The organism is Acidovorax sp. GW821-FHT09A11 (genome assembly GCF_059418365.1).
Genome location: NZ_JBWKPS010000005.1, coordinates 353670 through 379323, shown reverse-complemented (window position 1 = coordinate 379323; position 25654 = coordinate 353670). Strand labels below are relative to the sequence as shown.

The following is a 25654-nucleotide window of genomic DNA, read 5'->3' as shown; positions in this document are numbered from 1 at the left end:
CCGCGAGACATCAGCGTTCCGAATCCTTGTGTACTTACCGTTCCAGGAGGCGTGTTTTGAAGGTCTTGAAGCTGTCGGCCCAAGGGCTGCCCCAATCGTGGATTTCGCTCGAGCAGGCGGTGATTCATTACGCCGCCGGTGAGGTGCGCTGGGAATCCGGCGGCCAGATCGCCCGGTTCCGCGGCGGGCACAACGCCGTGACGGGTGAACAGTCGGTGATTGCCGTCAACAGCATCATCGGCACCAAGGGCGTGCCCACGATCAACCCGTTCGACCTCAAGCCCGGCCTGACCAACAGCAAGCTCTTCATCCGCGACCGCAATGTGTGCGCCTACTGCGGCGGGCATTTCCACGAAGACAACCTCACGCGCGAGCACATCGTGCCCTTCGCGCGCAACGGGCAGGACCACTGGATGAACGTGGTCACGGCCTGCCGTCCCTGCAACCACCGCAAGGGGCCGCGCACCCCCGAACAGGCGCATATGCCACTGCTGTACGCGCCCTACGTGCCCAGCCTGTGGGAGGACTTCATCCTGCGCAACCGGCGGATCCTGGCCGACCAGATGGAGTTCCTGATGGCGCACGTGCCCAAGTCCTCGCGCCTGCTGGCCTGAGAACCAGCTCCAGGTCTTTGCGGGGGCCGCCCGGGCGTGGCTCGCCTGCGGGGGTCAGGTTGCCCAGGATGATTCGCCCCGGGCCCGGACCTGCCGCTGGTGGTGGGCGCTGCCGGAGGCCATGGGCTGTGTGGCCAGGGTCAGCGTGAAGCAGGTCCCCTCGCCCAGCCGCGATTCCACGGTGATGTCGCCCCCGTGCAGCCGTGCGATGCGGCGGGTCACCCACAGGCCCAGGCCGAAACCCTTGCTTTGGTCGGTGCGGTCTCCGCGTTCGAAGCGCTGGAAGATGCGGTTCATGACCTCCAGCGACATGCCCGAGCCTTCGTCCGCCACGGAAATCTCCAGCAGCCCGGATTCGCCCTTGCGCGCCGCAATGAAGATTTCCCCTGCGGATGCGTACTTCACCGCGTTGTCCACGAGGTTGGATAGCGCGATGCGCACCAGTGTCCCGTCGCAGACCCACTCCGGCGGAGCGAGGTCGGTGAAGAGGCGAAGGTGGTGGCGCGGAGACCAGTGGACCAGCTGCGCCGCATGCTCCAGAAGGTCGGCCGTGTTGACCGGCGACGCCTGGAGAGAGAAACCCGCCGTGTCCATCCGTTCGCTGATCAGGCAGCTGTCCACCAGCGAGGCGAGGCGCCGGCAGGCGCGCCGTATCTGCGCTGCCCGGTCCTTCTGCGCGTTGATATCCGCGGAGGGGAAGGCCTGCTGTTCCGCGGCAGCGCTGTCCACCACCGCGAGCGGGGTCCGGAACTCGTGGCTGATCATGTGGAAGAACTGCCGCTGCTCCAGCCGCAGGGCGCGTTCGTTTTCCAGGGCCTGGCCCAGGGCGTCCTGCGCCTGCGACAGCTCCGCCGTGCGCTGTCCGATGCGCTCTTCGAGCGACTGCTCGGACTGGGCCAGCCGTTCGATGGCCAGGTCCTTGGTGCGCTGGATGTCGCGGTAGCGCAGGACCATGCCCACGAAGACGGCGCACGCGATCATCGCGGTAAAGAGGATCACCTCCCATTGCCACAGTGCCGTCGCGTCGATGTTCCAGTGCAGCGCGCCGGTCATGATGATGGCGATGGGCACTCCGGCCATCGCGTGCAGGCCATAGGCCGAGAGCAGCAGCGCGTGCAGGGCCCGCCGCTCGCGCGTGCGCAGGGCGAGCACGCACAGGACGATGGCGATCACGTCGCTGGCCAGCAGGGACAGCAGGTTGACCCATGCCACGGACCCGTAGAAGCCCAGCGGAACGCTGGCCATGCCCGCCAGGTTCAGGGCGGCGAGCGCCATCAGCCACCTGCCGGTGCGGCGGTGGCGGCCGGTGTTCGCCAGCTGCTCCCTGATCTGCCAGGCCAGCGTGGCCGCCAGGGCAAATGCACCGATCCCGACCGAATGGCTGGCCCACAGCGTCCATGGCGCAGGAACCCAGAGGCTGGAGTAGCCGCGCACGTTGAAGATGTGGATCACGCTGACGGAGCCCAGAACGGCGAGGGCAAAGAGCGCGCGGGTGCGAAAGATGGCCGCCGCGGCCCAGATGCCCAGCAGCAAGGCCGCCACGGCGCCAAAGTGCAGGCCCATGCCGCGTTCCGCATCCGCCAGGCTGGCGCCCAGCGCCTGCGCGCCGAGCACGCTGCCCTGGAACTGCATGGCGCTGCTGGTCTGGATGCGGATGAGCGCCATGGCACCGGGTGCCAGGCGAAACAGGTGCTGGCGGACGCCGGCTTTCCGGGGGGCCGGCACATGGTCGCCGCTCTCCTGTGCGGACCAGTCCCCCGTGGCGCTGCGCTGGTAGAGCGTGACCGTGTCGAGATAGGTGGGCTGCGCCAGCAGCCACAGTGCCCCGGGTTCGGCATCCGGGGGCTGGGACGGCACCTGGAAACGCAGCCACACCGGATGGCCGAGGTAGCCCGCATTCAAAGAATGGTGCAGCCGCGACGACCCTTCGCCGACGGGTGCCGCGGCCGCATCGCCCGGCCCCATCTGGCCGAGCGGATCGTCGATCCGGTCCATGGGGATGTCCCATCCCAGCTGGAAGCGGAAATCCGGCGGCAGCTCGCCCGCACGCGCCAGCACGCAGGAGAAAAACAGGAGAAGGCACGCGGCAAGCGCCCTGGCGTGCCAGGGCACCGCCGTGCGGCGCCTGGGGCTTGTGAGTATTCGTGAGTATTCGTGCATGGCTCGGTGCAAAAGGCACTGACACAATAGTACGTATCAAACTGTTTCGCCCCCCAATTGACCGTCTCAATGTCCGCTCAACCCACCATCGCAGTCGTCGAAGACGACGAGGACATCCGCAGCAATGTATGCAGCTATCTGGCGCGCTCGGGCCTGCAGTCCTGGGGGGCCGAGTCGGCGGAGGATTTCTACGTGCGCCTGCTGCGCGCGCGCGCCGATCTCGTGGTCGTGGATATCGGCCTGCCTGGCGAGGATGGGCTGAGCCTGCTCACCCGCCTGGCGGCGCAAGGGGTGCCCACCGTGCTGATGACGGCGCGCGCAGACCTGGACAGCCGGATCGAAGGGCTGGAGGCTGGCGCGCTGCAGTATTTCGTCAAGCCCGTCGACATGCAGGAGCTGGTGGCCGGCATCCGTTCGCAGCTGCGCAACAAGCGGCTGCAGGGCGGCGGGGATGCGCTGGCGGCGGTGCCGTGGCAACTGGACACCGTGGGCGGCGCGCTGCGGGCCCCCAACCAGCAGGTCGTCTCGCTGACCACGCGAGAGCTGGAGCTGCTGTCCTGCCTGCTGGAGAACCCCGGCGTGGTCGTGAGCAAGCAGGCGCTCGCGCAGGCCGTGGGCGGACGCAATCTCGACGATGACTTCCACCGCATCGAATCGGCGCTGACCCGGCTGCGCCGCAAGACGCTGGACGACACCGGCCTGGCCCTGCCGGTCAGGGCGGTCTTTGGAAAAGGGCTCGTGTTCGCACCATGAGCTGACCCCCCTGGCGCAAGCCCGCTGACCGGGTGCCCCGAGCCTCGGTCCACCACCACCCCACCCATTTCATGGTTGCGCATGCCGTCCCGGCAGGGCGCAGCCTGGGCCGAACTCGGCCCGCAGGTTTCGACGACAGAGATCTGATTCAAGAGGAGACGGCAAATTGACCACTGAGATTTTCCTGGGCGGGCTGCGCGGCAGCATGTCCCGCTTCCTGCGCCGCCTGGCGCTGCTGTGGCTGGGGGGGCTCGCCCTGCTCGCCGCCGCAGGCTCCGCGCACGCGGCGTTCGTGAATGGCGGCTTCGAGAGCGACCTGGACAGCTGGAACATCCGGCACCTGCGTGTGCCCGGTGCCGGCATTGCGCTGGCCAACTTCCCGCCCGGCTCGGAGAGTGATCTGGGGCTGACGCCCAACACCACCTCCACGCCCGCGCCGACCGATGCCGTGGGCAATGACTCCGACATCAACGTCAGTGGGCAAGTGCGTTTCCCGCTCTATGGGGCCAAGAGCGCGCGCGTCAACTACCTGGGCGCCCAGAACCGCGCCGCCGCCATCGACCAGACGGCCGTGATGACGCTGGCCGACGTGGACCCGGCGGACGGCAAGGCGCACGTGCGTTTCGCCATCGCCCCGGTGCTGCAGAACCCCGGACACTCCGGGCACGAGCAGCCCTACTTCTTTGTCGAGGTGTACAACGTCACCAAGAACAAGCAGCTGTTCTACACGTTCAACTTTTCGGGCCAGTCCGGCGTGCCCTGGCAGACCGTGGGGGGCTTCCAGTACACCAACTGGCAGACCATCGATATCGCGCCCGGGGAGGGCGTGCTGGATGTGGGCGATCAGGTCAAGGTCACCGTGATCGCGGCGGGCTGCAGCCAGAGCGGGCACTCGGGCCACATCTACGTGGATTCGGGGGCCGGCCTGACCAACCTGCCGGGCCCCGGCATCAAGGCCGATGCGCCGGAGTACGCGGCTGCCAACGGCAGCGTGGACTACACCTATTCGTACTCGAACCAGGGTGACGTACCCCTCACGAGCACCGTGGTGACCATCGTGTCCCCGCAAGACAACACGCCGGGAACACCCAGGAATCTGCGCATCGATCCGGGCTCCGTGCCCGCCGCGTGCACGACCAGCGTGTCCGGCACCGCGGGCAACGAGATCGATAGCATCTCCTGCCCCCTGGGAACCCTGAACCCGGGCAGCAGCGGCACGCTCCAGCTGTCGTTCGTGGCGCCGGCGCTCACCACCGGCCCCATCAACCACGGCAACTATTCCATCGTGGGCGATGCGATATCGCCGTTGCTCGGGCCGCTGGTCCAGAGCCAGATCACCACGGACCCCCTGGTTGACCTGAGCGTGGCACTGTCCGACGGACAGAACGCCGTGATCTGGGGGCAGGCCCTCACCTACGCCATGACGGTGACCAACCTCGGCCCGACCGCGGTGCCGGCTGGCGCCATGGTCCAGGAGCTGGCCCCGGCATCGCTGACCGGTATCGCATGGACCTGCGTGGCATCGGGCGGGGCCGTGTGCCCGCTGGCCTCGGGCACGGGGCCCGTGAGCCAGACCCTGCCGGACCCGGTGCCGGTGGGTGGAACGCTCACCTACACCATCGCGGCCCAGGCCGACCCGTCCGCCAGCGGCGCAGGCACGATCCGGCACACGGCCACGGTGACGGCACCGGCTGGTGTGCGGGACCGTGAAAGCTCCAACAACACGGCCACCGACTCCGATCCCGTGGGGGCGGGGCTGTTCAACCTGCAGGTTCACACGATCGGCACGGGCACGGTCACTTCGGTGCCCTTGGGCATCTCCTGCGGAGCCAGCTGCGCCTCCGACCAGCCTGGCGGCGCCGAGGTCATCCTCTACGCCACGGCGCCGGCCGGCTCCATCTTCACGGGCTGGAGCGGCGGCGGCTGCTCGGGCGCGGCCACCAGCTGCACCGTGTCCATGGATGCTTCCAAGACCGTGACCGCGAGCTTCACCATCCCCCTGGATGTGACGCCCGTGGTGGGCGCCAACGGCTCCGTGACCCCTGCCGTGACGCAGCCTGTCGCACCGGGCGGCACCACCTCGTTCATGGTCATGCCGAATGCGGGCTACGCACCGGTCATCACCGACAACTGCGCCGCCGGCGGCGCACAGACTGGCGGCGCGCTGGTGGGCAGCACCTACACGACCAACGCGATTGCCCAAAACTGCGTGGTCAACTTCAGCTTCGTGAACTCCGGCGTGGCCACGGTCACGCCGTCGGTGGGCACCGGCGGCGCCATCACGCCGAATGCGCCGAAGACGGTGCTGAACGGGGGCTCCGTGTCCTACGTGGTGACGCCGACCACCGGCTACACCAGCGCCCCGCCCACGGGCTCCTGCCCCGCAGGCACCTGGTCCGGCACCACCTACACCATTGCCCCGGTGCCTGCCGACTGCACGGTGAACTTCGGTTTCCTGGCGCCCGTGGCGGTGACGGCTTCCGTGGCATCCGGAAGCGGCAGCGTCACGCCTGCGTCGCAATCGGTGGCAGTGGGGGGCACGGCCGTCGTCACGCTCACGCCAGGCGCCGGCCAGCGCGCCACCCTGGCGGCAGGCAGCACCTGCACGGGCGGCAGCTTCAATGCCGACAGCACGGTGTTCACCGTCCCGGGCGTGGCGGCAGCCTGTTCCGTGTCGTTCGCCTTCGTTCCGAACCCGGTGGTGACGGCCTCCGTGCTTTCTGGCAGCGGTACCGTCAGTCCCGGTGCGCAGTCCGTGCCACCCGGCGCCAGCGCGGTGGTCACGCTGTCTCCCGCCGCGGGTTTGCATGCGACGCTGCATGGCTCCAGCACCTGCACGGGCGGCAGCTTCAATGCCGACAGCACGGTGTACACCGTCCCCGGCGTGGCGGCCAACTGCTCCGCGGTATTTGCCTTCGTGCCGAACCCGGTGGTGGCGGCCTCCGTCCTTTCCGGCGGCGGAACCGTCAGCCCTGCGACGCAGTCCGTCATGCCGGGGACGAACGCGGTGATCGTGCTGTCGCCTGCCAAGGGCATGCGCGCTGCATGGGATGCCTCCAGCACCTGCGGTGGCGGCAGCTTCAACGCGAACTTCACCGCCTACACCATCCCGTCCGTGGCGGCGGACTGCACGGCCGTGTTCCGGTTCGCACCCGCCCCGGTGGACGCCAATGCCATTCCCACGCTGTCGGAGTGGGGCATGGTCCTCCTGTCGGCCCTGCTCGCCGCCATGGTGTGGATGCACCGCCGCCGGCTGGGCCGCTGATGCGCTGACAGATAGACAGATACGGCAACCCGGATGCGCCAGGCCCCTCGCGGAGCCTGGCGCTCCACCGTTACCCCCCTGAATCCATGAAACCTCTCGTTGTAGCCGCCTCTTTGTCCCTCTCGCTGGGCCTGCCGCTGGCCCAGGCCGACACCCTGCCGGCGCGCAAGCCGGGCCTGTGGGAGGTCTCCATCGCCGCTGCCGGCCAGTCGGTGATGCGCCAGCAGAAGGTGCTGCAGTGCACGACGCCCCAGGTGGACGCGGTGACCCTGCTTGCCGTGGTTCCGGGGCAGGAGCATTGCCATGAAACACGCGTGAAGAAGGGAGAGAACGGCACCCGGTTCGACGTCCAGACGGTGTGTTTCGTGCACGACAACCGGGTCACCGCGCGCATCCAGCTGTCGGGCGACTTCCAGGAGTCCTACCAAGGGCAGTTCGAGGTGTCCTATTCCCAGCCCGTTCCCCACGGCAACGCCGGCGTGACGCAGTTCAGCGGGCGCCGCCTGGGAGACTGCAGGCCGGGCATGAAGCCCTCGGACATGGTGTTGCCCAACGGCGTGACCGTCAACATCGTCGACAGCCTCAAGCAGCGCGAAGGCCATGGGGGGCACTCGCACTGAGGCCCGTGCGTGCTTTCCCTCCCAGGACAAAAAAAAACCCCACGGGCGCTTGCCGCCCGTGGGGTTTTTTCATGCATGCCGCTGCCGGCGCCTTGCTTACTGGCTGATTTCCAGCATCACCACATTCCCTTGCGCCGCCGGCCAGGTCTGGCCCGTTACCCGTTCGCCATTGAATTCGGCCGCGATGCTGCGCACGCCGCCAGCGGGCTTGACCTTGGCGGATGCCACGCCCGCTCCGGGGGGCACGCCAGCGGGCGGGGCGCCGTCCAGCAGCATCCTGTCGCGCGCCGGGTCCAGGTAGCCGCGGGGGCGGGCCAGGGTGATGATGCTGTCCGCGCCCTTGTCCGCGTCGGCCATGCGTTCAGGGCGCAGGTGGATCAGGTCGCTGCCGCGCGGGAAGCCGCTGCGGTAGATGTGGGTGGTGGCATAGCCGGGCGCGGTGATCACGAACTCGATGGGCGAGCCGGTGGGGACGGCGAGCGGGCCCCACTGGCCATCCGCGCCCACGGCCTTGCGCAGCAAGGCGCTGCCGGTGCGGGCGCCGGTGGCGGGGTCGGTCGTGTACACCTCCAGCTGCGCCCCCGGCAGGGGCAGGTTGTTGCTGAAATTGCCGGTCCTGGGGTCGGTGGAATCCACGCCCAGGCCGGTGACCTTGCCATTCAGCACCACGGCCTTCTCGGCGGCGATCTCGGTGCGTGCCGGGGCCTTGCCGGTGATGAAGCGGTAGGTGGCCTCGAACGCGGCGGGTGAATAGGATGTCTCGCGGTGGTCGATGCGCGGGATGACCACGTTGGTGGCGCCCTTGAGCTCGGGGCCCGCGGCCGTGACGTTGGTGGCCGTGCCCTTGGCGCCGATCCACACGCCGTCGGGCTGGGCGAACTTGTCGTTGTTGTCCGAGCGGATGGTCAGCCATTTCACCGGGCCGCTCACCTCATCCCCTGCGGCGTTCTTGGGGGCATTCAGGGCCTTGAGGAACGGGCCGGTGCCCGAGAACTCGTTGCCTTCCCGAAAGCCTGGAACCGCCCACACGCCGTGGTTGGGCGTACCGCCGAGGATGGCGTGGCTCACGGTCTGGTCGCCGCCGCCGTTGTAGACGTAGTTGCGGATGGCATTGCCCCCGCGCGAGTTGCCCACCAGCACGACCTGTCGGGCGCCGGTGGCCTGGAGCACCTTGTCCACCTCGGCCTTCAGGTAGGCCATGTGCTCCGCCGCCGAGGTGCGGCCGGGCTGGGGCTTGCCGTCCTCGTCGCGCGAGAGCGGGTAGGGCACGTCGATGGCGTGCAGGCGTTCGCGCGGCCAGCCGTTCGACTCGAACCGCCACACGGTGGTCTGCCACAGCGCGGCGGTGTCGCCGTTGCCATGCACGAAGACGATGGGCGGCGCCTCCGCCAGGCTGGGGCTGCGGGTGGCGCAGCCCGCCAGGGCCAGGCTGGCGGCGGCAGCGGCGGCCACCAGAAGGGAGCGGCGTGGCAGCAAGTGCGTGTTGTTCATGGGGGGGCTCCAGAAAGAAAAAATGCCCGTGGACCGGTGGGCCCACGAGCATTGCATGGTTGCGTGACAGTCCTCTTCAGGCAAACACGCCTGCGGTGTCCTGCATGCGGCTCGACACCTCGCCCAGGTGGTGCAGCGTGTCGCCAAAGGTCATTTCCAGCTGCGTGAGTTTCTTGAAGTAGTGGCTGCCGATGTATTCGTCGGTCACGCCGATGCCGCCGTGCAGCTGCACCGATTGCTGGCCCACGAAGCGCATCGATTGGCCCAGCTGCACCTTGGCGCGCGCCATGGCGGCGCGGCGTTCGGCGGCGGGGGCGCCCAGCTTGAGGCTGGCGTAGTAGCTCATCGAGCGGGCCAGTTCCAGTTGCATCTTCATGTCGGCCACGCGGTGGCGCAGCGCCTGGAAGCTGGCGATGAACACACCGAACTGCTTGCGCTGGTTCATGTATTCGACGGTCAGCGACACCGTCTTGTCCATCACGCCCACGGCCTCGGCGCAGGTGGCGGCGATGCCGGTGTCCACGGCCAGCTCCAGCGCGGCCAGGCCGTCGGTGGTGATGAGCGTGGCGGGGGCGTTGGCCAGCTGCACTTCCGCCGCGCGGCTGCCGTCCTGCGTGACGTAGCCCCGCGTGGTCACGCCAGCGGCCGAACGTTCCACGAGGAAGAGGGCGATCTTGCCGTCCAGCTGCGCCGGCACGATGAAGGCATCGGCCTGGTCGCCAGCGGCTACTATGCTTTTTGTAGCTGTTACCGCATGTCCTGATTGCGCTTGAGTGGCTTTTGCTTCACAAACGTCCAGGCGGTAGCGCGCCTTGCGCTCCTGGTAGGCCAGTACCACCAGCGCCTCGCCGCTGGCCACGCGGGGCAGCCAGGCGGCTCGCACGGCGGCAGTGCCGTATTGCGACAGCACGCTGCTGGCGATGAAGGCCTGCGCGATGGGTTCGAGCACCATGCCGCGGCCCAGTTCCTCGGCCACCACCATGGCGTCGATGGCGCCCTGGCCCATGCCGTCGTGCGCCTCGGGCACGGTCAGCGCCGTCAGGCCCAGCTCGGCCAGTTCGCCCCAGGCGGCGCGGTCGAAGCCGCCGGCGGCCACGGCGGCGCGGCGGCGCTCGAAGGTGTAGCCCTTGTCCACCCACTTGCGCACGGCGTCGCGCAGTTGTTCCTGGTCGTCAGAAAAATCGAAATCCATGTTCTTGTCTCCTGGAACTTGGGTTCAGCCGAGGACGGTCTGAGCCACGATGTTGCGTTGGACTTCATTGCTGCCGCCGTAGATGGTGGTCTTGCGCAGGTTGAAGTAGGTGGACGCCAGGGGCGCGTTGGCGGTGACGCCGCCAGGGAAGTCGCCTTGCCAGCCCGCTTCCATCGCTTCTTCGATGAAGGGCAGGCTGAACGGGCCGGCGGCCAGCATCATCAGTTCGGCGTAGCGCTGCTGGATCTCGCTGCCCTTGATCTTGAGCAGGCCGGCGATGTCGAGCGAGTTCTTGCCCGATTTTTCCGCCGAGAGCACGCGCAGCACCAGCATTTCGAGGGCCACGACGTCCACTTCCAGCAAGGCGATCTGGTCGCGGAAGCGCTGGTCGTCCCACATGCCCTCGGTCTTGGCGATGCGCTTCAGGCGCTCCAGCTCGCGCTTGCTGCGGTTCACGTCGGCGATGTTGGTGCGCTCGTGGGAGAGCAGGTGCTTGGCGTAGGTCCAGCCCTTGTTCTCTTCGCCGATCAGGTTCTCGGCGGGCACTTCGACGTTGTCGAAGAACACCTCGTTGACCTCGCACTCGCCGTCGAGCAGCTTGATGGGGCGCACGGTCACGCCCTTGGACTTCATGTCCAGCAGCAGGAAGGAGATGCCCGTCTGGGGCTTGCCCTCGGTGCTGGTGCGCACCAGGTTGAACATCCAGTCGCCGTGCTGGCCGAGGGTGGTCCAGGTCTTCTGGCCGTTGACGATGTACTTGTCGCCCACGCGCTCGGCGCGGGTCTTGACCGAGGCCAGGTCCGAGCCCGAGCCCGGTTCGCTGTAGCCCTGGCTCCACCAGACTTCGCCGCTGGCGATGCCGGGCAAGAAGCGCTTTTGCTGCTCGGCATTGCCGAAGGCCATGATCACCGGGGCCACCATCACGGGGCCGAAGGGGATGATGCGCGGCGCGCCGGCGAGCGCGCACTCTTCTTCGAACAGGTGCTTTTGCACGGCGGTCCAGCCAGGGCCGCCGAATTCCTTGGGCCAGCCGAAGCCGAGCCAGCCCTTCTTGCCCAGAATCTTGGCCCAGCCCTGCATGTCTGCACGGGTCAGGCGCAAGGCGTTGTGGACCTTGTGGGAAATTTCCTGGGGTAGGTTGGCGTGGACCCATGCGCGAACTTCTTCGCGGAAGGCCTGTTCTTCGGGGGTGAATGCGAGATCCATGCGGCTTGTCTCCTGAGAAGTCCTGTTTGTAGCACGGTCGTTCGTTTTATTCCTGTCCGGGTGGCGACATTCCATCCGGCGCGGGGGCGGTGCCCAGCTCGGCGCACAGCCGTTCCACGGTGGCGCGCAGGCCCGCCACCTGGGCTTCCAGCGCCTCCACCCGCGCCTGCAGTGCGGCCGGCGTGCCGCCACCGCCGCTGCCCGGGGCGGGAACGGCGGCGCTGTGGGTATCGACCGGCCCGCACAGCAGGTGTGCCCACCGCTGCTCGCGCGCGCCGGGCGCGCGGGGCAGCAGCACCACCAGCGGGCCGCCTTTTTCGGCGCTGCGCTCCTGCAGCTCGTCCAGGAAGGCCTCCACCGAGGAGATGTCGGCGAACCGGTACCAGCGCTCGGCGTTGATGCGCAGCTCGCCCGCCGTCTGCGGCCCGCGCAGCATCAACAGGCCCAGCAGCACGGCCGACTGCTCGGGCACGCCCACGCCGCGCTGGAAGTTGTGCTCCCAGCGCGTGGTGCGGTTGCCGGTGGTCTCGAAGGCCAGCGTGAGGAGCTTGAGCGAGTCCAAGGCCTCCTGGGCGTCGGCGTCGCTCAGGTGCATCACCGGGTCGCGGCTGGTCTTCTGGTTGCAGCCCGTGAGCAGGCCGTTGAGCGACATGGGGTAGCTGTCGGGCACGGTGCGGGCTTTTTCCATCAGCGTGGCCAGCACGCGGGCCTCGTTCGGGGTCAGGGGGCGGGTTGCGGGGTCGAATGGCATGGCAGGGATAATCCGGGGTTGAGCGTCGCAGTGCAATTTATGAAGAACATCGTGATTTTGATCTCCGGCAGCGGCTCCAACATGGCAGCCATCGTGCGGACCGCGCAGCAGGAGAACTGGGAGCAGCGCCATGGCGCCCGTGTGGCCGCCGTGGTCAGCAACAAGCCGGAGGCCGCCGGCCTGGCCTTCGCGCGCGAGCAGGGCATCGCCGCCGAGGCGCTGGACCACAGGGCGTTCGCGAGCCGCGAGGCATTTGACACCGCACTGGCCGCCACCATCGACCGCCACGCCCCGGCGCTGGTGGTGCTGGCCGGGTTCATGCGCATCCTCACGCCCGGCTTCGTGGCGCACTATGCGGGGCGGCTGATCAACATCCACCCCTCTTTGCTGCCGGCTTTCACGGGGCTGCACACGCACCAGCGCGCCATCGACGCGGGCTGCAGGTTTGCGGGGGTGACGGTGCACCAGGTGACGGCGGAGCTGGACGTCGGGCCCATCCTGGACCAGGCGGTGGTGCCAGTCCTGCCGGGCGATACGGCAGACACCCTGGCCGCCCGCGTGCTCACGCAGGAACACGTGATCTACCCCCGCGCCGTGCGGGCGCTGGTGCGGGCCCCGTAGCGCACCCGCCATTGCGCGGGGATGCGCCGTGGTGAGCGGGCTAGAGGGTGCTGACCACCTCGGCCGAGTGGCCCTGCAGCACCTCCTTGACCCTGGCCGCCTGCTCCGCGCTGGTGGGGTGGGCGACCACAGCCCAGTGGTTGTGGCGCAACGCCGAGCGCACCTTGGTGATGAGCAGGACGTGGTCGGGCCGCATCGACAGGAGCCCCCCGCCCAGCATGCCGAACGTGGTGCCAAAACCCACCAGGGCGATGAAGGCCAGCAGGGGGCTGCTCACGATCATGGGGTGGCCTGCGTTGTAGAACCATGCAAAGAGCGCCAGGCCTGCCACGGCTCCGGCGGCGCCCATCACGATGTGGGTCTGGAAGAAGGTGCGGGCAATGCCGCGCGGTTCCGGCTCGAGCGAGCGCGCGAACAGGTCGCGGCGCGATGCGCGCGCATCCTGCGGGCCCAGCAGCCGGACCTGTCCGGCCTGCAGGCCGCCGATGCGCAGCATCTGCGCCATGGAGGTCTCGGCCTGGCTTTGCTGGGCAAACAGGCCGGCGACCTTGGTGAGTGAGCGTTCTCCGAACAGCCCTTGGAGTAGATAGCCCATGGGAACCTCCTGGGATCAAGCCGGGCCCTCCGTGCCCGGCGATGTGGGTGGGAGGAATGCTGCAGGGAGCTGGCAGCCTCCCACCGGGTGCCAGGGCATGCGGGCCCAGAGCTCACGGTAGGCCGCATCTGGCCGGGGCGCTGTAGGACGCGGCGGGCCGTCGGGGTAGGTGCCCTGCGTTCGGGGGCATGTCGCCCTGCGCGACCAGAAACCCGTGGCGCCAGCGCAACGCGTTCCAGCTGGCCGATACCGCCTTCGCGCGTGCCGTGCCGTGGCGTGGCCGGACCGGGTTCAGCGGGGACCGGCTTCGTCGCCGCATTTCTCGAACCGGGGCCGCGCCACGCCATCGATGAGCACCTGCTCCTCGAACATGGCGGCGGGGCGTACCCACAGCCCCCGCTGGCCATAGAGCGCGCGGTACAGCGTCATGGGCTCCAGGGTCTCGCTGTGGCGCACGGTGTCGATCACCTCGTAGAGCATGCCCTTGTAGTGGCGGTACAGGCCCGGCGGGGTGCGGATGAGCGCGGGGAGGTCGTTGTCGTTCATGGTTAGGATGGCGGCTGAAAATCAACCAAGAGTGGGGGACGCCAGTGGATCAGGCAGATTTTGTGCACATGGTGCGCATGAGCGAGCATGCCAGTGCCGACAACAGCCGAGCGTACCGCCGCAGCGTGGCCGCGTTCGCGGCGCTGGGCTATGCGTGGGTGCTCGGCTGCCTGGCCCTGGCCGTGGGCATCCTGGCGTGGGTGGTGCCGCAGCTCCTGCACGGTCGCTTTCGTTTTGCCATGGTGTGGCTGCTGCTGGGGGCTGGCGGCCTGCTGTGGGTGAGCCTGCGGGCCCTGTGGGTGCGCTTGGACGCACCCGCCGGCGTGGAGATCACGGTGCTGGAAGCGCCCGAACTGTTCGAGGCGCTCGACCGCATCCGCCGCAAGATCAAGGGCCCGCCCATCCACAAAGTCACGCTGAACGACGAGTTCAACGCGAGCATCCAGCAGCTGCCCCGCTTTGGCCTGCTGGGGGGCGCGGTCAACCATCTGAGCATCGGGCTGCCCCTGCTCATGGCACTGGATCGGCCGCGTTTCCTGGCCGTGCTGGCGCATGAATACGGACATCTGCGCGGCGACCATGGCCGGTTTGCGGCGTGGATCTACCGCACGCGGCTGTCCTGGATGCGCCTGAACCACAGCCTGGCGGACGACGAAGGCCCGGTGGCCGCCGCCACGCAGGCCTTCATGCGGTGGTACTTTCCGCGCTTTTCCGCCAAGACCTTCGCGCTGGCGCGCCAGGACGAGTACGAGGCCGATCGCATCGCGGGCAAGCTGCTGGGCCGAGAGGTGGCGGCCGCCGCGCTGGCTGAAATCGAGATTCGTGGCGCGTGGCTGCAGGCGGAATTCTGGGGAAACCACTGGTGCGAGGCCGCGGGCAACCCGCTTCCCGTGGGCCCCTATCGCGCCATGCGCCGCTGCCTGGCGAAAGCCCCCGACCCGGCGTTCGCCAACGACGCGCTGCGCCAGGCGCTCAAGCGCCTGAGCAGCGTGGACGACACCCACCCTGGCCTGCGCGACCGCATCGAGGCGCTGGACGCAACGCCCACGCTGCCGGACTGGTCGCGCGGCAACGCGCTGGCCCTGCTGGGCACGGAGGCCAGGCGCTGGGTGGCCCACTTCGACAAGCAGTGGTGCCGCGACAACGCCACGGAGTGGAAGCAGCACCATGCGTGGCTGGGGCGCGTGCGCGCACGTGCCGAGGCCCTGGGTGCATCGACCGCCCAGAGCAGCGCCGCCGACCTGGTGGAGCTGGCGCGCCTCCAGCGCCATCTGGACCCCCGTGCCGATGTGCGTGCCCTCTACGAGCTGGCGCTGGAACGCAGTCCCGAATACCCCGCCGCCCTGCGCGGGCTGGTGCCTTGCCTGCCCGACGATGACCGCGAGAGCAAGCTCCAGCTGCTGCACCGGGTGTGGGAGGCGGGCAGCAGCGACCGCTACTGGGCGGCACGCACCGCCCTGGCCGAGCTGGAGACACCCCGCCTGGGTCTGGACCACGATGCCGCCGCCTTCAAGCAGTGGCGCAAACGGCTGGAGCGCGCCCAGGAGTCGGAGGAGCGGGCCTGGGAAGAGCTGTCGGGCACCTCGTTCTTCAGCCAGATCGTGCGGCACGACCTGAGCTCCTTCGAGCTGGCCGAGCTGCAATCGGAGCTGGCCCGTTGTGCGCCCCTCGCCCGTTGCTGGCTGGTGCGCAAAAACCTGCGCGAGCATCCGCAGCGTCGTGCGTACCTGGTGTTCCTGGAGCTGCCAGGCATGGACGACGAAAGCCGCTACCACCTGTGCCGCGCCCTGGAGCGCAATCTGAGCCTTCCGGGCCCCGCGCTGGCGCTGTGGGCGGGCGAATCTCCTTCGCTCAAGGAAATCGAGCGCCATGCGTTCGATCCGATCTATACCCGTTGATGGCCAACTTTTTGCTCGTCCCTTTCTCGTCTGCACGGTGAGTTGCACACGGCGTACCCCTCCGGGGGGTGACGGGAAGCAGCTCAGGGGGTGGACAATACGGGGATGCATCCCAAAGTTCTTCTCGACGCCTGCGCCGAACTGGTCAGGCTCACCCTCACGTTTGAACACCCCGCCGACGCGGTGGTGTCACGGTTCTTCCGCGACAACCGGGGCCTGGGGCCCCGCGAGCGGGCCACGCTGGCCGAAACGGTCTACACCGTGCTGCGCAAGAAGCTGCTGTTCGACCACATGGCGCCTTCCGGCTCGGGCCCCAAGGAACGCCGCCTGGCCATCCTGGGTTTCTACGGCCCGCGCGATTTCCTCAAGAGCGCACTGACCGACCAGGAGAAGAACTGGCTCGACCAGTGCGACGCCGTCACGGTCGATGACCTGATGGAGCGCCACCGCCACAACCTGCCCGAATGGCTCGTCAAGCCCTTGAAGGACCAGCTGGGCGAAGGCTTCTGGCCGCTGGTGGAAAGCCTGGCCCAGAGCGCGCCGCTGGATTTGCGCGTCAACGCGCTCAAGGACAAGCGCGCCGATGTGCAAAAGGAGCTCGCCAAGGCCGGCATCAAGGCCAGCCCCACGCCGTATTCGCCCTGGGGCCTGCGCATTGACGACAAGCCTGCGCTGACCAAGCTCGATGCGTTCACGCGCGGCGCCATCGAGGTGCAGGACGAAGGCTCGCAGCTGCTGGCCCTGCTGCTTGACGCCAAGCGCGGCGAGATGGTGGTGGATTTCTGTGCCGGGGCGGGCGGCAAGACGCTGGCCATCGGCGCGGGCATGCGCAGCACGGGGCGCCTCTATGCGTTCGACGTGTCGGCGCATCGCCTGGATGCGCTGAAGCCGCGCCTGGCACGCAGCGGCCTGTCGAACGTGCACCCCGCCGCCATCGCCCATGAGCGCGATGACCGGGTCAAGCGGCTGGCGGGCAAGATCGACCGCGTGCTGGTGGACGCCCCCTGTTCGGGCCTGGGTACCTTGCGCCGCAATCCTGACCTCAAATGGCGCCAGTCGCCCAAGGCCGTCGAGGAGCTGGTGGCCAAGCAGACCGCCATCCTGGACAGCGCGGCGCGCCTGCTCAAACCCGGCGGCCGCCTCGTGTATGCCACCTGCAGCATCCTGCCGCAGGAAAACGAGGCCATCGCGGACGCGTTCAGCGCCTCGCACCCTGATTTCGAACTGCTAGACGCCGGCGAACTGCTGGAGCAGCTCAAGGTCGAGGGGGCCAAGGGCCTGTGCAGTGGCGGCGAGACAGGCAGTGGCTTTCTGCGCCTGTGGCCCCACCTGCACCAGACGGACGGCTTTTTCGCCGCCATCTGGTCCAAAAAGAGCTGAGTTACCGCTCTAAAGTTTCTAAATACGCGTAAATACTGTGGATACCCCTGAACTCTGCACGGGGTACTCCCTCTAAAATCAGGTACCCGCTCCGCTGGCGAGCGGGTTCTCTGTAGTAAGGCTTCCCGAATATGCTGTTACCCGATTGGGCTGTGCTGAACGCCGCCATTGACTGGCTCGGCCATGGTTTGTGGAACCTGGCCTGGTGGCAGATCATCCTGTACACCCTGGCGACGACCCACATCACCATCGCGGCGGTCACGATTTTCCTGCACCGCGCCCAGGCGCACCGCGCGTTGGATTTGCATGCCATCCCCTCGCACTTCTTCCGCTTCTGGCTGTGGATCGGCACGGGCATGGTCACCAAGGAATGGGTGGCGATCCACCGCAAGCACCACGCCAAGTGCGAAACGGTGGACGACCCGCACAGTCCCCAGACACGGGGCCTCGATACCGTGATGTGGCGTGGTGCCGAGCTGTACCGCGCCGAGTCGAAGAACATGGAGACCATGAAGAAGTTCGGCCACGGCACGCCGGATGACTGGATGGAGCGCAACGTCTATACCCGCTACGGCTGGCAGGGCGTGGGCCTCATGCTGATCCTGAACCTCGCCCTGTTCGGTGCCCTGGGCGCTGCCGTGTGGGCGGTTCAGATGCTCTGGATTCCCTTCTGGGCGGCGGGCGTGGTCAATGGCGTGGGCCACTACTGGGGCTACCGCAACTTCGAGGCGCAGGATGCCAGCACCAACCTGGCGCCCTGGGGGATCATCATTGGCGGCGAGGAACTGCACAACAACCACCATACCTACCCCACCTCGGCCAAGTTCTCGGTCAAGCCCTATGAGTTCGATATCGGCTGGGTCTACATCAGTTTGATGAAGAAGATCGGCTGGGCCACCGTCAAGAAGGTTCCACCCAAGCTGCAGTTGGGCGATGTGAAGCCCGTGGCGGACGAAAAGACGCTGGAGGCCCTCATCGCCAACCGCTACGAGGTGATGGCCGGTTATGCGCGCGGTGTGCGCCAGGCCTGCAAGGAGGAGATTGCCGCATTGCAGGCGCGCCAGGCCGATGCGTCGGTGCTCAAGGCCGCCAAGCGCTGGCTTCACCGCGATGCGGAGAAGGTGCCTGCCGTGGCCCTGCCGCAACTGGCCCAGGCGCGCGCCGCGCACCCGGCCCTCGACAAGATGGTGACCATGCGGGAAGAATTGCGCCAGCTGTGGCTCAATACCTCGCACTCCCGCGAGCAGTTGACGGCCGATCTGCAGGCATGGTGCCGCCGCGCCGAGGAAAGCGGCATTGCGGCGCTGCGCGAGTTCTCGCTGCGGTTGCGTGCGGCCCAGGCCTAGAGACAGCCGGCCGCCTGCCGCGGCGCCCGGATGCGAAGGAAAAAGGCCTTGCCGTCCGGCAAGGCCTTTGTCTTTTCTGCCGCCTTGCCGCTTCACCGTGCGGCGTGCAAGGCGCCGCCAAGTGTCCCCTCCTTGCGGGCCTTCCCGCCCGCCGAGAAAGCCCTGAGCAGGCGTCTCCAGGCTTTCTGGCCCAGTCCGGACACGGGTGTGCCTTCCACGATCCTGACTTCCGCCGGGCCCTGCGTGGCGCTGCCAAGCTGCACCCAGGTGGCCTGGCGGTGCTCCACCACCCACGGCAGGTGGTCGCCCGCCTTCAACCGCGCCAATGGTGGCGAGTGCAGCGCGTGCCCGAGAGAGCGGGGCGCAAGGCGGATGGCCACGTCCCCCCGGGTCGCGTGCACCCGGCTGCCGGGTGCGAGGCAGGCCCAAAGGCTCTGGCCGGGCGCGATATGCAGGGTGAGGAAAGGGGTGGGGATGGCGGTGGGCTGGGGGCGCGGTTTCATGGTGCGGGTCCTCCGGGGACAAAAGGCTGTAGCGAGGGCTTGAGCGTAGGAAATGCCGCCCCGCCGCAACAGGTACACGCTCCCCCGTGAGGAGGTAGAACAGCAGCGATAGCGGGCATGCTGTTATGGTTGCTTCTGCCCTTTCCTGTATCTGTACCCGTGGATGGCGTTCAGGCACCATCCACAGACCGGCTGCGGCGCCCATCCCATGGCGCAGCGGCATCCTTCGTTCTCCAGCCATGCCACGCTCCTCCGACACCCGGGAACCTCCCCTCTACCGCCAACTGGCGGCCTTGTACGAGCAGGCGATCGCCGCGGGCAGCCTCAAGTCCGGCATGCGCATGCCGTCCGTGCGCGAACTGTGCCAGCGCCATCAGGTGAGCCTGACCACGGCGCTGCAGGTGCTGCGCCACCTCGAATCCCAGGGGTGCGTGGAGGCGCGCGAGCGCGTGGGCTACTTCGTGCGCGAACTGGGCGGCGTGGCGCTCCCGGAGGCGCGCGAACCCGAGGTGCATGAACCGCTGGCCAGCGACCCCCAAGCCTTTGCGGGTATCAATGAGCGCATTTCGGTTTTTCTGGACAAGGCCCGCCGTGCAGGCCCTCTGCCGCTGGACCTGGGCAGCGCGATGCCGGCGCCCAGCCTGTTCGATGCGAAGGCGCTCAACCGGCTTGCCCATGGCCTGCTGCGGGAGCAGCCGGACATCCTGGTGTATGGCCCTTCGGCACCCACGACGCATCCCGAGTTCCAGCAGGCCATGGCGCGGCATGCGCTCACCTTTGGCGTGTGCGTGGCCCCGGCGGACATCGGCGCCACCCACGGAAACTCCGAGGCGGTCAACCTGGCCCTGGATGCGGTGGCCGAGCCGGGCGATGTGATTGCCGTCGAATCGCCCACCTTCTTCGGCATCCTCCAGGCCATCGAGGTGCGCGGGCTGCGCGCGCTGGAGATTCCCTGCAGCCCCCACACCGGCATATCGCTGGAGGCGCTGGAACTGGCCGCGCGCAACGAGCCGCGGCTCAAGGGCGTGGTGGTGGTTCCTCATCTGCAGATGCCGCAGGGCAGCGTGATGCCCGACGCGCACAAGGAGCGCCTGGTGGCGCTGTGCGTGGAGCATGGCCTGGCCCTCATCGAGGACGATATCTACCGCGAATTCGTGGAGTCGCCGCATGTGCTGCGCCCCGCCAAGGCCTGGGACCGGCCGGGCGATGCGGGGCAGGTGATCTATTGCGCCTCGCTCAGCAAGAGCTTCGCCCCCGGCCTGCGCCAGGGATGGATGAGCGCGGGGCGCTGGCAGGCCCGGGTGCAGATGCTCAAGTTCGCCCGCACGCGCAACATGCAGACGTGGTCGCAGCTGCTGGCCGCGCGCAGCGTGGATTCCCCGGCCTATGAACGCCACATGCGCCGCATGCGTGTGCAGCTGCGCCTGCAGCGGGAGCAGTCCGCGCGGGCCGTGGCCCGCTACTTTCCGACCGGCACGCGGCTGAGCCTGCCTCCGGGAGGATTGAGCCTGTGGCTGGAGCTGCCGGCCGGCATTTCGTCCACGCTGCTGTACGACCAGGCGCTGCAAAACGGCATCCGCATCGCCCCCGGGCCCATGTTCACCAACACGGGGCTCTATGAACATTTCCTGCGCCTGAGCTGCGGCATGCCCTTCACCGCGCAGGTGGAGGAGGGCTACCGCACTCTGGGTGCCTTGATGGCGGACCAGCTGGCCGTGCGGGCACCCGCCTCGCGCAAGGTTGCCTAGGGGGCCACCAGCGCTGCCCTCCGCCCGGCTCTGGGCAGGCGCAGGCGGAAACAGGCATAAAAAAACCGCCCTGGGTCCGGGCGGTTCTTTGGGGAGAAAACGAGGCTGAACGATTACTTCAGCTTCATTTCCTTGTATTCCACATGCTTGCGAGCTTTTGGATCAAATTTCATGATCAGCATTTTCTCGGGCATGGTCTTCTTGTTCTTGGTCGTGGTGTAGAAGTGGCCGGTACCCGCAGTGGATTCCAGCTTGATCTTGTCGCGTCCGCCTTTGCTTGCCATGGTGCTTCTCCTTAAGCCTGACCACGTGCGCGCAGGTCTGCGAGCACCGAGTCGATACCGTTCTTGTCGATCAAACGCAGGGCAGCGCTCGAAACACGCAGGCGAACCCAGCGGTTTTCGGTCTCGACCCAGAAACGGCGGTATTGCAGGTTCGGCAGGAACCGGCGCTTGGTTTTGTTGTTGGCGTGGGAAACATTGTTTCCGACCATGGGCTTCTTGCCCGTTACGTCGCAGACGCGTGCCATGAGGACACTCCGATACTTTTAACGGCCGTTCGCTGGGCCCTGGGGTTGTTTCCCCAGGTTGGCTTGCGGCCTCACCTCGCCAGAATAAAGGGTGGCGGTAACCCGATTTGCCTGTTTCGAAAGGACCGCAAAAACGGGCCGAATTCAGCAAAGCCGCAGATTATAGCCTGATGCCCAGTTTTTGATCAACTCTCCTGTTCCAGGAAGCGCTGGGCGTCCAGCGCGGCCATGCAGCCCGTGCCGGCGCTGGTGATGGCCTGGCGGTACACGTGGTCCTGCACGTCGCCCGCGGCGAAGACGCCCGGCACGCTGGTCTGGGTGGCAAAACCCTTGAGGCCGCCCTGGGTGATGATGTAGCCGTTTTCCATCTCCAGCTGGCCCTGGAAGATCTCGGTGTTGGGCGCATGCCCGATGGCGATGAAGCAGCCTTGCAGCTGGATGTCTTGCGTGCTGCCGTCCTTGGTGCTCTTGATGCGGATGCCGGTCACGCCGGTGTTGTTGCCCAGCACTTCGTCGAGCGTGTGGAACAGCTTGAGCTCGATCTTGCCCGCCGCGACCTTCTCGTTGAGCTTGTCCACCAGGATGGGCTCTGCCTTGAACTTGTCCCGGCGGTGCACCAGGGTGACCTTGCGGGCGATGTTCGACAGGTACAGAGCTTCTTCCACCGCCGTATTGCCGCCGCCGACCACGCAGACGTCCTGCTCGCGGTAGAAGAAACCGTCGCAGGTCGCGCAGCCGGACACGCCCTTGCCCATGAAGGCATCTTCCGAAGGCAGGCCCAGGTACTTGGCGGAGGCGCCCGTGGCCAGGATCAGCGCGTCGCAGGTGTAGGTGCCGCTGTCGCCGGTGAGCGTGAAGGGACGCTGGCTGAAATCGACCTTGTTGATATGGTCGAAGATCACCTGGGTCTTGAAGCGCTCGGCGTGCTCCAGGAAGCGCTGCATCAGCTCGGGGCCTTGCACGCCGTGCACGTCGGCGGGCCAGTTGTCCACCTCGGTCGTGGTCATCAGCTGGCCGCCCTGGGCCATGCCGGTGATGAGCACCGGATTCAGGTTGGCCCGTGCGGCATAGACGGCCGCCGTGTAGCCCGCGGGGCCGGAGCCAAGAATCAGAACTTTCGCGTGTTGGGTGGTGGACATGGTAAAAGCCTGTGTTTTGCGCCCGCTACATGGGGCGCTGTTGGGAAAGCTGGGGCTGAGCCGCCGAGTATCAACCGGCGGCCGTGGGTGCAAGCGGCCCCTTTTTCAATCACGGCGATTGTAAGAACCCATTGATGACCCGTTGCGACTCCGGTTGGGTCGCGCACCTGAGAGGAGAAGTTTTCATGTCGACGATGTTGTCCAACCTGGACCTGCTGCGCCGGGTTCCGCTGTTCTCGCTGCTGACGGTGACGCAGGCCGAGGTGATCAGTGGCGCGGTGATCAAGCGCCGCTTCAAGCGGGGCGAGGCGCTGGTGGAGCAGGGGCAGAAGTCCAATGCGCTGTTCATCCTGCTCACGGGACGCGCCCGGGTGATGACCTCCGACAGCCGGGGGCGCGAGGTGATCCTGGCCACGCTCTCGCAGGGCGACTACCTGGGCGAGATGAGCATCATCGACAACGAACCCCATTCGGCCACGGTGCGTGCCGAGGTGCAGACCGACGTGCTCATGCTCGGCCGCGCCGAGTTCGCCCGCTGCCTGACCGAGAACGCCTCGATGTCGCTGGTCGTGATGCGCGGCCTGGTCAAGCGCCTGCGCCATGCCGACCGCAAGATCGAGTCGCTGGCGCTGCTGGACGTGTACGGCCGGGTGGCCCATGCACTGCTGGACTTCGCGCTGCCGGATGCCCAGGGCCAGCTCGTGATCAAGGACAAGATCTCGCGCCAGGACCTGGCCAAGATGGTGGGCGCCTCGCGCGAGATGGTCAGCCGCGTGATGAAGGACCTGGAAGAGCGTGGCTTCGTCGAGGTCTTGCCCAGCGGCGCCACCCTGCTCAAGGACCGGCTGAACGCCCTGGGTTGACGGCGCCGCGGTGTGGCTGCCTTTCGGCACACACCCCCTGCGGTGCTTGGGGTAAGCTCGCCCGGCACGCATATGACCTATTCCCTCAATACCCTGAATGCATCGGCGGCGGCCAAGTCGCCGCCCCGCACGGGCGCTGCCCGTTTTGGCCATGAAATCGGCCTCATGGTGGGGCTGCTGGCCCTGGTTTTCTGGCTTCTGGCCCTGTTCAGCTATTCGGCGCAGGATGCCGCCTGGTCCACCTCGGGCGCCCGGGGCGGACGCATGGTCGCCAACTGGGCGGGCCGGTTCGGCGCGTGGCTGGCCGATGGCAGCTACTTCGCGCTGGGGTTTTCGGTGTGGTGGTGCGTGGCGGCCGGCGTGCGCGCCTGGCTTTCGTCGCTGGCGCGCTGGATGCGTGGCGGAGAGTCCGTTGCGGGGGCCGCCGGCCCGATGCGGCGGCGGGCACTTTTCTGGGCCGGCCTGGTGGTGCTGATGTGCTCCAGCACCGCGCTGGAATGGTCGCGCCTGTACCGGTTTGAATCCTTCCTGCCCGGGCATGCGGGTGGCGTGCTGGGCTACATCATGGGCCCCGCCAGCGTGAAGTGGCTGGGCTTCACGGGCTCGGGCCTGCTGGCCATCGTGCTGGCGGTGCTGGGCGCGGCGCTGGTGTTCCGCTTCTCGTGGGGCCACGTCGCGGAGTTCGTGGGCGGCCGCATCGACGCGCTGGTGCAGTCGCGCCTGGCCCAGCGCGAGGTGGCCAAGGACGTGGCCGTGGGCCGCAAGGCCGCGCGCGAGCGCGAGGTGGTGGTGCTGGAGGAGCGCACCGAGAGTGAGGTGCACCATCCCGAGCCCATCCAGATCATCGAACCCGTGCTGGTGGAGGTGCCGCAGAGCACCCGCGTGGTGAAGGAGCGCCAGAAGCCCCTGTTCACCGAGATGCCCGACAGCAAGCTGCCGCTGGTGGACCTGCTCGACGGCCCGCTGCAGCGCCAGGAGACGGTGGCGCCCGAGACGCTGGAGATGACCAGCCGCCTCATCGAGAAGAAGCTCAAGGATTTCGGCGTGGAGGTGCGCGTGGTCGCGGCCATGCCCGGTCCGGTGATCACGCGCTACGAGATCGAGCCTGCCACGGGCGTGAAGGGCTCGCAGATCGTGGGCCTGGCCAAGGACCTGGCGCGTTCGCTCAGCCTGGTGTCCATCCGCGTGGTGGAGACCATCCCGGGCAAGAACTACATGGCGCTGGAGCTGCCCAACGCCAAGCGCCAATCCATCCGCCTGTCCGAGATCCTCGGCTCGCAGGTCTACCACGAGGCCAAGAGCATGCTCACCATGGGCCTGGGCAAGGACATCGTGGGCAACCCGGTGGTGGCAGACCTCGCCAAGATGCCACACGTGCTGGTGGCCGGCACCACGGGCTCGGGCAAGTCGGTGGGGATCAACGCGATGATCCTCTCGCTGCTGTACAAGGCCGAGGCGCGCGACGTGCGCCTGTTGATGATCGACCCCAAGATGCTGGAAATGTCGGTCTACGAAGGCATCCCGCACCTGCTGGCGCCCGTGGTGACCGACATGAAGCAGGCCGCCCACGGCCTGAACTGGTGCGTGGCCGAGATGGAGCGCCGCTACAAGCTCATGTCCAAGCTGGGCGTGCGCAACCTGGCGGGCTACAACGTCAAGATCGACGAAGCCAAGGCGCGCGAGGAGTTCATCTACAACCCCTTCAGCCTGACGCCCGAGGAGCCCGAGCCGCTGCAGCGCCTGCCGCACATCGTGGTCATCATCGACGAGCTGGCCGACCTGATGATGGTGGTGGGCAAGAAGATCGAGGAGCTGATCGCCCGCCTGGCGCAGAAGGCGCGGGCAGCCGGCATCCACCTGATCCTGGCCACGCAGCGGCCCAGCGTGGACGTGATCACCGGCCTGATCAAGGCCAACATTCCCACCCGCATCGCGTTCTCGGTGGGCTCCAAGATCGACAGCCGCACCATCCTGGACCAGATGGGCGCAGAAGCCCTGCTGGGCATGGGCGACATGCTCTACATGGCCAGCGGCACCGGCCTGCCGATCCGGGTGCATGGCGCCTTCGTGTCGGACGAGGAAGTACACCGTGTCGTCAGCTACCTCAAGGAACAAGGGGAGCCGGACTACATAGACGGCGTGCTCGAAGGCGGAACTGTGGATGGCGAGGGGGATCTGTCAGGGGAGGGCGGCGGCGACGGGGGTGAGAAGGACCCCATGTACGACCAGGCCGTCGAAGTCGTGCTCAAGGACCGCAAGGCGAGCATCTCGTACGTGCAGCGCAAGCTGCGCATTGGCTACAACCGCTCTGCGCGTTTGCTGGAAGACATGGAAAAGGCGGGCCTCGTCAGTGGCCTGACCACCAGCGGCCAGCGCGAGGTTTTGGTGCCGGCGCGCAGCGAGTGACCCGGGCGGGGCGCCAAGCCCCGCCCAT

Annotated in this window: 22 protein-coding genes; 11 read left to right on the top strand and 11 right to left on the bottom strand. The window is 67.6% G+C overall.

The genetic code is table 11. From position 1 onward, the window contains the following. The first annotated feature begins 56 nt into the window (after nucleotides 1-56). Nucleotides 57-614 (top strand): HNH endonuclease, encoded by a 558-nt coding sequence (locus AC07PV_RS16155; protein ID WP_218295747.1) that lies wholly within the window; start codon nucleotides 57-59, stop codon nucleotides 612-614. 54 nt (nucleotides 615-668) lie between these two features. Here the strand turns inward: AC07PV_RS16155 and AC07PV_RS16150 are convergent, their stop codons facing one another. Beyond that, nucleotides 669-2672 carry a sensor histidine kinase gene (locus AC07PV_RS16150; protein ID WP_494630765.1) on the bottom strand — a complete coding sequence of 668 codons (2004 nt, stop codon included), beginning with the start codon at nucleotides 2670-2672 and terminating at the stop codon, nucleotides 669-671. Between the two features lie 171 nt (nucleotides 2673-2843). Between AC07PV_RS16150 and AC07PV_RS16145 the strand changes: the two genes are divergently transcribed. The 3 genes from AC07PV_RS16145 to AC07PV_RS16135 all read left to right on the top strand — a co-directional run bounded on the left by AC07PV_RS16145 (nucleotide 2844) and on the right by AC07PV_RS16135 (nucleotide 7412). Continuing rightward, nucleotides 2844-3527: a response regulator transcription factor gene (locus tag AC07PV_RS16145; protein WP_218340007.1), complete on the top strand. Its 684-nt coding sequence runs from the start codon at nucleotides 2844-2846 to the stop codon at nucleotides 3525-3527. Nucleotides 3528-3693: 166 nt separating this feature from the next. Then, nucleotides 3694-6792, top strand: coding sequence for an IPTL-CTERM sorting domain-containing protein (locus tag AC07PV_RS16140; RefSeq protein ID WP_494630763.1), 3099 nt, complete (start codon nucleotides 3694-3696; stop codon nucleotides 6790-6792). 86 nt (nucleotides 6793-6878) lie between these two features. Beyond that, complete coding sequence (locus AC07PV_RS16135) at nucleotides 6879-7412, top strand: DUF3617 domain-containing protein (RefSeq protein WP_218295743.1); 534 nt, start codon at nucleotides 6879-6881, stop codon at nucleotides 7410-7412. A gap of 96 nt (nucleotides 7413-7508) precedes the next feature. Here the strand turns inward: AC07PV_RS16135 and AC07PV_RS16130 are convergent, their stop codons facing one another. The 4 genes from AC07PV_RS16130 to AC07PV_RS16115 form a co-directional block, all read right to left on the bottom strand. Further along, nucleotides 7509-8903 (bottom strand): alpha/beta fold hydrolase, encoded by a 1395-nt coding sequence (locus tag AC07PV_RS16130; RefSeq protein WP_494630762.1) that lies wholly within the window; start codon nucleotides 8901-8903, stop codon nucleotides 7509-7511. A gap of 76 nt (nucleotides 8904-8979) precedes the next feature. Next, entirely contained in the window at nucleotides 8980-10095 is a 1116-nt protein-coding gene (locus AC07PV_RS16125; protein ID WP_494630760.1) for an acyl-CoA dehydrogenase family protein, read from the bottom strand. 24 nt (nucleotides 10096-10119) lie between these two features. Continuing rightward, nucleotides 10120-11301 carry an acyl-CoA dehydrogenase family protein gene (locus AC07PV_RS16120; RefSeq protein ID WP_218295740.1) on the bottom strand — a complete coding sequence of 394 codons (1182 nt, stop codon included), beginning with the start codon at nucleotides 11299-11301 and terminating at the stop codon, nucleotides 10120-10122. A gap of 46 nt (nucleotides 11302-11347) precedes the next feature. Beyond that, nucleotides 11348-12052, bottom strand: a complete 705-nt coding sequence (locus tag AC07PV_RS16115) for a YceH family protein (protein WP_494630759.1) — start codon at nucleotides 12050-12052, stop codon at nucleotides 11348-11350. Nucleotides 12053-12091: 39 nt separating this feature from the next. Here AC07PV_RS16115 and purN point away from each other — a divergent pair, with 39 nt between their 5' ends. Beyond that, entirely contained in the window at nucleotides 12092-12673 is a 582-nt protein-coding gene (gene purN / locus AC07PV_RS16110; RefSeq protein ID WP_492245896.1) for a phosphoribosylglycinamide formyltransferase, read from the top strand. A 40-nt stretch (nucleotides 12674-12713) separates the two neighbouring features. Here purN and AC07PV_RS16105 read toward each other — a convergent pair whose 3' ends face one another. Further along, nucleotides 12714-13268, bottom strand: coding sequence for a hypothetical protein (locus AC07PV_RS16105; protein ID WP_494630757.1), 555 nt, complete (start codon nucleotides 13266-13268; stop codon nucleotides 12714-12716). A 291-nt stretch (nucleotides 13269-13559) separates the two neighbouring features. After that, on the bottom strand, nucleotides 13560-13814 hold the full coding sequence (locus AC07PV_RS16100; RefSeq protein WP_492253705.1) for a DUF1653 domain-containing protein: 255 nt from the start codon (nucleotides 13812-13814) through the stop codon (nucleotides 13560-13562). 44 nt (nucleotides 13815-13858) lie between these two features. Here AC07PV_RS16100 and AC07PV_RS16095 point away from each other — a divergent pair, with 44 nt between their 5' ends. The 3 genes from AC07PV_RS16095 (at nucleotide 13859) to AC07PV_RS16085 (ending at nucleotide 18438) form a co-directional block, all read left to right on the top strand. After that, entirely contained in the window at nucleotides 13859-15712 is a 1854-nt protein-coding gene (locus AC07PV_RS16095) for a M48 family metallopeptidase (RefSeq protein ID WP_494630756.1), read from the top strand. Nucleotides 15713-15817: 105 nt separating this feature from the next. After that, nucleotides 15818-17092: an RsmB/NOP family class I SAM-dependent RNA methyltransferase gene (locus tag AC07PV_RS16090; RefSeq protein WP_218295734.1), complete on the top strand. Its 1275-nt coding sequence runs from the start codon at nucleotides 15818-15820 to the stop codon at nucleotides 17090-17092. A 131-nt stretch (nucleotides 17093-17223) separates the two neighbouring features. Next, nucleotides 17224-18438 carry a DesA family fatty acid desaturase gene (locus AC07PV_RS16085; protein WP_218295733.1) on the top strand — a complete coding sequence of 405 codons (1215 nt, stop codon included), beginning with the start codon at nucleotides 17224-17226 and terminating at the stop codon, nucleotides 18436-18438. Nucleotides 18439-18530: 92 nt separating this feature from the next. On the opposite strand, the gene AC07PV_RS16080 is transcribed toward AC07PV_RS16085, so the two are convergent. Continuing rightward, on the bottom strand, nucleotides 18531-18941 hold the full coding sequence (locus AC07PV_RS16080) for a hypothetical protein (protein ID WP_218295732.1): 411 nt from the start codon (nucleotides 18939-18941) through the stop codon (nucleotides 18531-18533). Between the two features lie 239 nt (nucleotides 18942-19180). On the opposite strand from AC07PV_RS16080, the gene AC07PV_RS16075 reads away from it, so the two are divergent. Continuing rightward, the gene (locus AC07PV_RS16075) at nucleotides 19181-20689 is read left to right on the top strand and encodes an aminotransferase-like domain-containing protein (protein ID WP_494630755.1); all 1509 of its coding nucleotides are present in this window, start codon (nucleotides 19181-19183) and stop codon (nucleotides 20687-20689) included. Nucleotides 20690-20802: 113 nt separating this feature from the next. Here the strand turns inward: AC07PV_RS16075 and rpmG are convergent, their stop codons facing one another. The 3 genes from rpmG to trxB all read right to left on the bottom strand — a co-directional run bounded on the left by rpmG (nucleotide 20803) and on the right by trxB (nucleotide 22357). After that, nucleotides 20803-20973, bottom strand: coding sequence for a 50S ribosomal protein L33 (gene rpmG, locus AC07PV_RS16070; RefSeq protein WP_008904999.1), 171 nt, complete (start codon nucleotides 20971-20973; stop codon nucleotides 20803-20805). Nucleotides 20974-20984: 11 nt separating this feature from the next. Then, entirely contained in the window at nucleotides 20985-21218 is a 234-nt protein-coding gene (rpmB, locus tag AC07PV_RS16065) for a 50S ribosomal protein L28 (RefSeq protein ID WP_007859763.1), read from the bottom strand. 185 nt (nucleotides 21219-21403) lie between these two features. Continuing rightward, a complete protein-coding gene (trxB, locus tag AC07PV_RS16060; RefSeq protein WP_494630754.1) occupies nucleotides 21404-22357 on the bottom strand; it encodes a thioredoxin-disulfide reductase in 954 nt (317 codons plus the stop codon). 185 nt (nucleotides 22358-22542) lie between these two features. On the opposite strand from trxB, the gene AC07PV_RS16055 reads away from it, so the two are divergent. After that, a complete protein-coding gene (locus tag AC07PV_RS16055; RefSeq protein WP_369643086.1) occupies nucleotides 22543-23220 on the top strand; it encodes a Crp/Fnr family transcriptional regulator in 678 nt (225 codons plus the stop codon). 72 nt (nucleotides 23221-23292) lie between these two features. After that, nucleotides 23293-25626: a DNA translocase FtsK gene (locus AC07PV_RS16050; RefSeq protein ID WP_218340019.1), complete on the top strand. Its 2334-nt coding sequence runs from the start codon at nucleotides 23293-23295 to the stop codon at nucleotides 25624-25626. Nucleotides 25627-25654 lie beyond the last annotated feature (28 nt).